This window comes from Bradyrhizobium sp. SHOUNA76, from assembly GCF_023006445.1.
In the GTDB taxonomy this organism is placed as follows: Bacteria; Pseudomonadota; Alphaproteobacteria; order Rhizobiales; family Xanthobacteraceae; genus Bradyrhizobium.
This window is the reverse complement of record NZ_JALBHA010000259.1, coordinates 1-8,748: the sequence shown is the minus strand read 5'-3', so window position 1 is coordinate 8,748 and position 8,748 is coordinate 1. Positions and strand designations below refer to the sequence as shown.

11 protein-coding genes and 1 pseudogene are annotated in these 8,748 nt (G+C 63.5%); 8 read left to right on the top strand and 4 right to left on the bottom strand.

What is annotated here, in order from left to right; genetic code table 11:
- Both MOV74_RS23350 and MOV74_RS23345 read left to right on the top strand, forming a co-directional pair.
- Positions 1–924: molybdopterin cofactor-binding domain-containing protein (locus MOV74_RS23350; protein ID WP_246927550.1), on the top strand; the 924-nt coding region annotated here is incomplete at its 5' end.
- Positions 925–984: 60 nt separating this feature from the next.
- A complete protein-coding gene (locus tag MOV74_RS23345; protein WP_212092113.1) occupies positions 985–1,449 on the top strand; it encodes an FKBP-type peptidyl-prolyl cis-trans isomerase in 465 nt (154 codons plus the stop codon).
- A gap of 105 nt (positions 1,450–1,554) precedes the next feature.
- On the opposite strand, the gene MOV74_RS23340 is transcribed toward MOV74_RS23345, so the two are convergent.
- A complete protein-coding gene (locus MOV74_RS23340; protein ID WP_246927548.1) occupies positions 1,555–1,773 on the bottom strand; it encodes a CsbD family protein in 219 nt (72 codons plus the stop codon).
- A gap of 128 nt (positions 1,774–1,901) precedes the next feature.
- Here MOV74_RS23340 and MOV74_RS23335 point away from each other — a divergent pair, with 128 nt between their 5' ends.
- From MOV74_RS23335 to MOV74_RS23325, 3 genes are all read left to right on the top strand, one after another.
- Positions 1,902–2,414 (top strand): cupin domain-containing protein, encoded by a 513-nt coding sequence (locus MOV74_RS23335; protein WP_080137629.1) that lies wholly within the window; start codon positions 1,902–1,904, stop codon positions 2,412–2,414.
- Between the two features lie 130 nt (positions 2,415–2,544).
- Positions 2,545–2,973, top strand: a complete 429-nt coding sequence (locus MOV74_RS23330) for a VOC family protein (RefSeq protein WP_246927545.1) — start codon at positions 2,545–2,547, stop codon at positions 2,971–2,973.
- A gap of 35 nt (positions 2,974–3,008) precedes the next feature.
- Positions 3,009–3,497: a VOC family protein gene (locus MOV74_RS23325; RefSeq protein ID WP_246927542.1), complete on the top strand. Its 489-nt coding sequence runs from the start codon at positions 3,009–3,011 to the stop codon at positions 3,495–3,497.
- A gap of 129 nt (positions 3,498–3,626) precedes the next feature.
- Here MOV74_RS23325 and MOV74_RS23320 read toward each other — a convergent pair whose 3' ends face one another.
- Both MOV74_RS23320 and MOV74_RS23315 read right to left on the bottom strand, forming a co-directional pair.
- Entirely contained in the window at positions 3,627–4,769 is a 1,143-nt protein-coding gene (locus tag MOV74_RS23320) for a hypothetical protein (protein ID WP_246927540.1), read from the bottom strand.
- A 2-nt stretch (positions 4,770–4,771) separates the two neighbouring features.
- Complete coding sequence (locus MOV74_RS23315) at positions 4,772–5,473, bottom strand: FecR domain-containing protein (RefSeq protein WP_249796719.1); 702 nt, start codon at positions 5,471–5,473, stop codon at positions 4,772–4,774.
- Between the two features lie 51 nt (positions 5,474–5,524).
- On the opposite strand from MOV74_RS23315, the gene MOV74_RS23310 reads away from it, so the two are divergent.
- The gene (locus tag MOV74_RS23310) at positions 5,525–6,955 is read left to right on the top strand and encodes a phospholipid carrier-dependent glycosyltransferase (RefSeq protein ID WP_246927568.1); all 1,431 of its coding nucleotides are present in this window, start codon (positions 5,525–5,527) and stop codon (positions 6,953–6,955) included.
- Between the two features lie 56 nt (positions 6,956–7,011).
- On the opposite strand, the gene MOV74_RS23305 is transcribed toward MOV74_RS23310, so the two are convergent.
- A complete protein-coding gene (locus MOV74_RS23305; RefSeq protein WP_246927535.1) occupies positions 7,012–7,653 on the bottom strand; it encodes an OmpA family protein in 642 nt (213 codons plus the stop codon).
- Positions 7,654–8,211: 558 nt separating this feature from the next.
- Here MOV74_RS23305 and MOV74_RS23300 point away from each other — a divergent pair.
- Both MOV74_RS23300 and MOV74_RS23295 read left to right on the top strand, forming a co-directional pair.
- Positions 8,212–8,388, top strand: a complete 177-nt coding sequence (locus tag MOV74_RS23300) for a caspase family protein (RefSeq protein WP_246927523.1) — start codon at positions 8,212–8,214, stop codon at positions 8,386–8,388.
- Between the two features lies 1 nt (position 8,389).
- Positions 8,390–8,748 (top strand): annotated as a pseudogene (locus tag MOV74_RS23295) (peptidoglycan-binding domain-containing protein); the annotation flags it as partial.

Genomic DNA, 8,748 nt, shown 5'->3' with positions numbered 1-8,748 from the left:
CGCCTGCAGCGTGACGGCCGGACCCGGGTCGAGATCGCCGGCCACGAGATCGGCACCGGTGCCTACACGGTGATCGCCCAGACCGCGGCCGAGCGGCTCGGCGTGCCCCTCGAGAAAGTCGCCGTCTTCATGGGTGACAGCGATCTGCCCCCGGCGCCGGTTGCCGGCGGATCGAACTCGACCGCGAGCACCTGCTCGGCGGTGATGATGGTGTGCGATCAGATTCGCCAGCGCCTGTTCAAGGCAGTGATGCCTGACAGTCTCACAGACAAGGCCAAAGAGACCGTTGGCATCAGCCAGGCGCCGGCGACCCAAGCCGCCAAGAGCGATCGCCCGCTCGATATCGAGAAGGCGTTCGATGCCCTCGGCGTCGGCGTGGTCGAGGAATATGGCGAGTGGAAGCCGGAAGGTGCGCCGCTCGATTCGTTCAAAGCCATGCACAGCGGGCAAGTCCGGTTGGTCGGTGGCCACCAGATGAAGGACCAAATTGCATATGCCTTCGGCGCGGAGTTCGTTGAGGTCCGCGTCAACCGCTTCACGCATGAGATCCGCTGCCCCCGTCTGGTCGGGGCCTTCGCCGGCGGCCGCATCATGAACCCGCGCACGGCGCGCAGCCAGCTGATGGGCGGCCTGATCTGGGGCATGTCGTCGGCGCTGCTGGAGGCGACGGAAATCGACGAGCGCAATGCGCGCTACGTCAACGACAATCTTGCCGACTACCTCGTGCCGGTAAATGCGGACGTCCCGGGCGTCGAGGTGATCATGCTCTCCGAGCAGGACGATCATATCAACCCCGCAGGCGTCAAAGGACTCGGCGAGCTCGCCAATGTCGGCACCAATGCTGCGATCTGCAACGCGATCCACCACGCCACCGGCCAGCGCATCCGCAAGCTCCCGGTCCGGCTGGAAAATATCGAGGTCTGAGGGGTGGAAGCCCTACCCGCGTTGCGCTAGACACCTTCCGCCTCAAACGGAAGGTGCCTTATGCAGCGTTTCCAGCGCGCGCTCCTCACCCTGATGTCGGCACTCGCGATCACGGTGATCGCAGGCGTGTCGCATTTCGTTTCCACCACGGCCTCGGCCCAGACCGCAGGAAAGACCATGACCACAGCTTCAGGCTTGCAGATCATCGACTCCACCGTCGGCACCGGTGCTTCGCCCCAGGCCGGCCAGATCTGCGTGATGCACTATACCGGCTGGCTCTATGAGAACGGCCAGAAGGGCAAGAAATTCGATAGCTCCGTCGATCGTAAGGAGCCGTTCGAATTCCCCATCGGCAAGGGCCGCGTCATCGCCGGTTGGGACGAGGGCGTCGCCTCCATGAAGGTTGGCGGCAAGCGCACGCTGATCATCCCGCCGCAACTCGGCTATGGCGCCCGCGGTGCCGGCGGCGTGATCCCGCCGAACGCAACGCTGATGTTCGACGTGGAATTGCTCGCGGTGAAATAATCTCACCGTCATTCCGGGTTCGGCTCTTCAAGCCGCCCCGGAATGACCGCACAAACAAAAAGACCGGCCTCTCGGCCGGTCTTTTCGCTTCCAATACTGCGCGCGTCACTCCGTCGCGCGCTTTGCCGCTGCCGCGGCGCGATCCATCGCTTCCTTCGCAGCGTCCTTCGCATCGCCCATGGCCTGCTGGCCCTTGCCCTTCACTTCCTGGACCGCGCCTTCGCCCTTCATGCGGTCGGAACCGGTGGCTTCACCGATGCCTTGCTTGGCCTTGCCGATGGCCTCGTTGGCGTTGCCCTTGATCTTGTCGGTCGTGCTACCCATGAAACTCTCCTTCCACTTGGTTCGCAAAGACAACGTCTCGCGGCTACGAGGGTTCCGATTTTGTTATGGCTCGCGGGCGCAGCTTCGGGTTAGTTTGCCGCGCACGGAACCAACAGAAAGCAAGTCCCATGACCGGCCATGATCATTCGCATTCCCACCATGACCACGATCACGACGATCGCTGGAAACATGACGGCGTGCGCGTCATTCCCGGCAACCAGCTCGACACCAACGTGCCCTCGACGGCAGGCATGGACCGCGCGGCCGCGATCAATTTCGCGCGCGTCGGCGCTCAGAAATTGTGGGCGGGCACCGTCAGCATCAAGCCGGATGCCAAGACCGGCGCGCATCATCACGGTCATCTCGAAAGCGTCATCTATGTCGTGAAGGGCAAGGCGCGGATGCGCTGGGGCGAGAGCCTGCAATTCACCGCGGAGGCAGGCCCCGGCGATTTCATTTTCGTGCCGCCTTACGTGCCGCACCAGGAGATCAACGCCAGTCCCGACGAGGTGCTGGAATGCGTGCTGGTGCGCAGCGACGGCGAGGCGGTGGCGATCAACCTCGACATCGAGCCGGTCGAGAAGCCCGAAACGGTGCTGTGGATCGACCCGGTGCACCGGGATCCCAACGAGAAGAAGTAAGGCTGCCTCGAGGGAGCGGGCTCGGTGCGACAGAACCTCGCAGCTGGGGTCCGAAAAAATAGTCGGAAGGCCGTGTCGGATGGCCGCCAGGCCGTCCGTCCTTGGGCAGAACCCGCCCAAGGAGCTTCCAATGCCCAAGATGATCTTCGTCAACCTGCCGGTGACCGACCTCAAGCGCGCGACCGCCTTTTACGAGGCGATCGGCGCGGTCAAAAACCCGCAATTCTGCGATGACACGGCGAGTTGCATGGTCTTTTCCGAGACCATCTTCGCCATGCTGCTGACCCACGACAAATTCCGTCAGTTCACGCCGAAGCCGATCGCGGATGCCAAGACCTCGAACCAGGTCCTGTTCTGCCTGTCGGCTGACAGCCGCAGCGAGGTCGACGATATCATCGGCAAGGCCGAGGCTGCGGGCGGCGTGGCCGATCCCAGTCCGAAGGACGAATACAGCTTCATGTACGGCCGCAGCTTCGAGGATCCGGATGGCCATATGTGGGGTGTGAACTGGATGGATCTCGCGGCCGCCCCTCCGCAGCCCGAGATGGCGACTGCCTGATCCAAACCCGGAACATCTGAAAAGGAGCATCCACGATGTCCAAGCTCGTGCCCTGCATGTGGTTCAACGGCGATGCCGAGGACGCTGCAAAATTCTACGTCTCCCTCGTTCCGAATTCCGCGATCACGCACGTTCAGCGCAATGTTTCGGACGGTCCCTCCGGCAAGGATGGCTCCGTGCTCGTCGTCGAGTTCACCGTGGCGGGACAGCCGCTGGTCGCGCTCAACGGCGGGATGAAGATGGAATACACCCACGCCATCTCGCTGATGATTCATTGCGACGATCAGGCGCAGGTCGATCACGTCTGGAATGCGTTCCTGGCCCATGGCGGCAAGGAAGAGCAATGCGGCTGGCTCAGGGATCGCTGGGGCGTGGCGTGGCAGGTGGTGCCGAAAGTGATGTTCGAATTCCTGTCGAGCCCTGACAAGGCTGCCGCCGCGCGCGCGATGCAGGCCATGATGAAGATGGTGAAGCTGGACGTCGACGTTCTGCGCCGGGCATTCGAGGGCAAGTCGGCCGCGTAGCGGCGACACAGGTGCCGTAGGTGGGCTAAGGCGCGCATGCGCCGTGCCCACCTTCTTCCTCAATTGAGTGAGAAGCGGTGGGCACGCTTACGCTTTGCCCACCCTACAAGATAGCGCCTTGGCGAGGCCCTAATAATTGATCCGCAGCCCCACGCCGCCGTGGATGGTGTTGCCGACCGGCTGCGGGCCCAGCGTGCCGTTGGCGAAGAGATCCACGACCCAGCCCTTTTGCACGCGGAAGCCGAGGCGGCCGCCATATTCGAACCAGCCCTGGTTGCCCATGGTCGGCACCACCACGCCGTTGCCGGTCACGGTCGCGACGATGCCGCTGTGGCTCGCAAATGACTGCACCCAGCCGCCGTTGATGTTGGCCTCGATATTGCTGCTGTAGAGATGTGTCCACTGGCCGCCGATCTTGACCAGGCTGGTGCGGTCGGTGCCGGTTGCGATGGTGGCGTCGAACGGATTGAAAGCCACCGTGCTGTCGGTATAGCCAGACACGCGCTGCCAGAGCTGCCAGACCTCGATCGAAGCTGCGACCTCGTCGCGCGGCGACACGCGGCTCATCCAGCCGGCGCGGCCGTAGACCGCGTAGTTCGAGGCGTTGGTCGAACTGGTCACGCTCACCGGACCGAGACTGGTGTTGTAGCTGCGGGTGTAGCGCGCCTTCTCCCACGGCGTCAGGATCGTTCCGACGTCGAAGAACGGGCGCGAGGAGCCCCAATCGGTGAAGTCGTAGCGCAGCGCGAACGCACCGATCGGCGCGCTCGTGATCTTGTAGCCGCCTTCGTTATAGTGCGTGTAGGCGATGCCGGCGAGCAGCGACAGATTGTTGGTCAGCTCCTTGCGGCCGTGGATGCCGGCCGAGAACGAGCCGGCCGAGCCGAACGCGCTGACGCAGTCGCTGCAATTGACCTGCTCGTTGACGCCGAGCAGGACCGTGCCGAGCACCCGGTTGGTGATCATCTGGTTGAAGCGCTGGCCCGCGAGGCCGCCGATCGAATTGCCGCTGGAATCGGCGCCGGTCGGGGACGGAGACGGGCTCGGATAAGGCGACGGATAAGGGTTCGGCGTGGGCGGCGGCGTACCGGTCGACGTGGGCGGCGGCGTGTAGGTTGAGGTCGGTGTGGGCGTCGGCGAGCAATTTGTCTCGCAATCGGTCAGCGTCAGGGTTGCGGCGGAGGCCGACTGCACACTCCATGTCAGCGCCACGGCGCCCATGGCCATCAGCGCTGCGGCAAGAAGCAGGTCGCGGATGCGGAGCGCTGCCATTGTCAGCGCCCGCACAGCATGCCGTCGTCCTGGACGGCGGGCGTGATGGTCGGCGAGGCGCCGGCGTACTGGTTCACCGCGCACAACCCGGCGCTCGCTGCGCAGTTGGCGGCGAAGGTCCAGGGCGGCGTATTGGACTTGGTGATGCTCACCTTGCCGCCGGTCGAGGTGATGATCGCGGTGTCGCCAGGCTGAGTGAGTTGCACGCACTGGGAGCTCTTCGTGCAGACGCTGGCCGCTCCGTCCTGAAGCACTACGACGGAGCGCCCGCGCTGCGAGAGGATGTCGAGCGTAGTGCCGCGCACGCCGATGGTCGCAAGCGGCGTCGTGATCTTGTAGGCGGTCTTCTCGGAGTGTCCGGTGACGAAACGGAATGCGCCGGTGGTCATGCGGATCGCGACGTCGCGATAGCTGCGCTCGTCGTTGAACACGGTGCGGTCGAGCTTGAGCGTGGCGCTCGGGCCGAGCGACAGATTGGTGCTGTCGGCCATCACGAAGCGCGCCGCGCTGTCGGCGCCGGTGCGCACGGTCTCGTCGCGCAGCATGCTGTCGCCGACGCTGATCGGCGTCGTGGTCGCGGCGACGCGCACCACTTCGTTCTGGATCACGACGGCTTCGCCGACCCGCGTCTGTGCCAGCGCGCAAGGCGCCGCACATAATGCGGCCGACAAAAGGGTGGAGAAAAACCAGAAATGTAAATTCATTTCGCAACCGATCGATATGTCCCTGATCGTACCGGATTGCGCATGCTTGCGATGTGGCGAATTTATCACAAGCAGCGCGGGACGTGCGCTATGCTTAGTGACAGTCGCGGCAGAATGCGTTCAATGAAAATCGCGATCTCTTTTTTTGTCCGCGGTGACGCAAATTTGCCACGCAAAACATCCCCACAGCAGCCGCTTGAACCGTCCGCAGTTCCAAAGATGTCGCGGAGCACAGTCATTGCTGTCGCAATTTTCCTGGTCGCACATCTCGCGCTGCTGATCGGACTGACGACGCCCGCGAAATTCGTCTTCGACGAGGTGCACTACGTGCCGGCGGCGCGGCAGATGCTGGCACCGGCGATGTCGCAGCCGATGCTCAATCCGATGCATCCGCCGCTGGGAAAGGAGCTGATCGCGGCCTCGATCGCGGCCTTTGGCGACAACGCGTTCGGCTGGCGCTATCCCGCGACATTGTTCGGCGCATTGGCGATCGTCGCGATCTATCTGTGCGGCCTCGCGCTGTTCTCCGCGCAAGGGCTCGCCATCGCGGCGGCGCTGATCGCCGGGCTGAACCAGATGCTGTACGTGCAGGCGCGCATCGCCATGCTCGATATCTTTGCGCTCGGCTTCGGTCTGCTCGCGACCGCGGCCTTCATGCATGGTTTTCGACGAGAGCGGCCGCAGGCGCTGTTCGCGCTCGCCGGCGGCCTGTTCGGTCTGGCCGCAGCCTGCAAATGGAGCGGCCTGTTTCCGCTCGGCGTCTGTATCGTCATCGTTGCGGTGATCCGTCTGATGCAGGGCTGGCGCACGCTGTTCGCCGACGCGAAGCCGGACGACTGGTATCAGCCGGACCTCTGGCCCGCCTTCAGGCTGCACCATGTCGCGCTGTGCTTCGCCGTCCTGCCAGGCGTGGCTTATCTTGCAGCTTTCGTTCCACTCTACGGCCTGTCGCTGACGGACCTGCTCGAGGCGCAGCGCCGGATCTTCGCCGACAACACGACGACCGCGATTGCCGGCCACACCTATATGAGTTCGTGGCCGTCCTGGCCGCTGCTCGCCCGTCCCGTCTGGTTCCTGTTCGACAAGAGCGCGGAGGACAACGTCGCCGCGATCGTCTTTCTCGGCAATCCGCTGGTGTTGTGGCCGGCGCTGATTGCGCTCATTGTGGTGCTGCGTGACTTCATCGTGGCGCGGCGCTGGGATGCGTTCCTGATCGCGGCGTTCTATTTCGGGCCGTGGCTCGCCTGGGCGTTGCTGCCGCGCACACTCGGCTTCATCTACTATTACCTGCCGGCCGCGACCGCGGCGTCGCTCGCGCTGGTCTATGTGCTGCGCCGGGAAGGGCTGCCGCGCTGGCTGCTATGGGCCTATGTCGGCGTCGCCGCGGCCGGCTTTGCGGTCATGCTGCCGGTTTCCGCAGCTTTCGTCGGCACCTCCATGCGGACATTCGGCCGGCTGATGCTGTTCCAGAGCTGGATATGACAACGCCGCCTACCAGGGTGGCAGGCGGCGTGGTTGTTACGATGAATGCCTAGAACTTATTTCGACGCGGTCTTGGTGTCCATGTTCACGACCTGGACGCGGCGGTTGATCGGGTCGGCGCCGTTGGCGGTATCCTTCAGCTTGGTCTCACCGTAACCGACAGTGACGAGATCGGTGCCGTTCAGGCCGTAGTTCTGCATCAAATACTTCTTGATGGTGTCGGCGCGCCGCTCGGAGAGCCCTTGATTGTACTCTTCGCCACCGGTCGCGTCGGTATGGCCGGCGACCACGAAGGTCGAGCCCTTGAGCGCCGGATCGGACAAGGCCTTGCCGAGCGCCTGCACCGAGGCCATCGAGGCCTTGGCGATGTCGGCCGAGTTGTAGTCGAACTGGATCTCCAGGTCGATTTTCGGCTTGGTGGCGGCGAGTTCCGCAATCTGCTCGCGCTCGCCCGTCGAAAGCGAACGGGTCGAGCGGTTGCGTACGGTGTTCAGGAAAGTCGCTTCCTTGGCCTGCGCCGTCGTGTCGGCCTGCGGACCGACGGACAGGCCGCGGGTCGCCGGCTTGGGCTTCAGTGCATCCAGGATTTGGTTGGTGGAGACATTGTTGTCGCCGGCCAGTGCCAGGCCTGCCGTCATCGACAGCGCGGCGGAGAGAGTAATCGCCTTCAGTCCAAAAAACTTATCGAAACGGGTCATTGTCGTATCCTCGTTGTTACGCCTGATAGCGATTTGATGCTGCGAGCATAGGGCAGGTTCAAATGCCCTGACGTGATGCGGGTCACATTCACCAACGGTCGGAATCTCACGCGCATCTTAGCGCCCCAGCCGGGCGGCATCCATGCATGTTCGGCCAGCGGCACGGGCCTACCACTGGGAGGGAGCGCTGCCGCACTCGTCATCGGAAGTAGAGTGCAGAGCAAACCCGCCTTCTCGAACAGTTTCGGCGACTGGCTGGTCTCGGGGCCGTAGCGGGTACAATCTCCCTGCCATTGCTCGTCACCGGCCGTTTATTGCCCGCTGCGTCAGCAGCCCGAAAAGCAACCGTCGCAGCGTCTCTCAGCTCGGTTCGAGCAGCAGAAATCCCCGAGTGATCCAGATCACTGTGCATCGTTGTGAACTGGATCAGATTGCTCCCATCAGATCGGGTCAGTCGGATCCGATGGCAGCGAAGAAGTTTGGTCAGGGGAGAATGATCATGCGCTTCTTGATCGCAGCATTTCAATCGCAACATTTCTGCTCAGCGGCAGCGCGGCCTTGGCCGACAAGCGCGTTGCCTTCGTAGTCGGCAACGCCGCTTACGAGAATGTCCCGCAGCTTCCCAACCCGGCGATCGATTCCAAGGCAATCGCCAGGGTGCTGCGCAATATCGGCTTCGATGTCGTCGCGGGCTCCAATCTCACCCGCGACGCCTTGACGGCAAAGCTAGGATAGTCCTTCCAACACCACCCGCAATCTTTCGGCCGGGATCGATCCCGCGGCCTTCACCGAAGAAGCCAACCAGGTCTCCGAAGACCAGATCGGTCTGGACAAGAGCCAGCGCCGCGACGTGCAGCGCCGTCTCGCCGGGCTCGGCTTCGACATCAAGGCGACGGGAAAGTTCGACGACGAGACTCGTTCCGTATTGAAGCGGTGGCAGGCGGCACGTGGCTATCCCGCGACCGGTTATCTGAACAAGCTCCAGCACAAGGCTCTGCTGTCAGAGATCGTTTCGACCCGCGCGGCTTCCTCCGAGCAGGCGGACGACGAGCCGGCGCGTCGCCGTTCCACCGGCGGTGGCGGCCGGCGCTATCA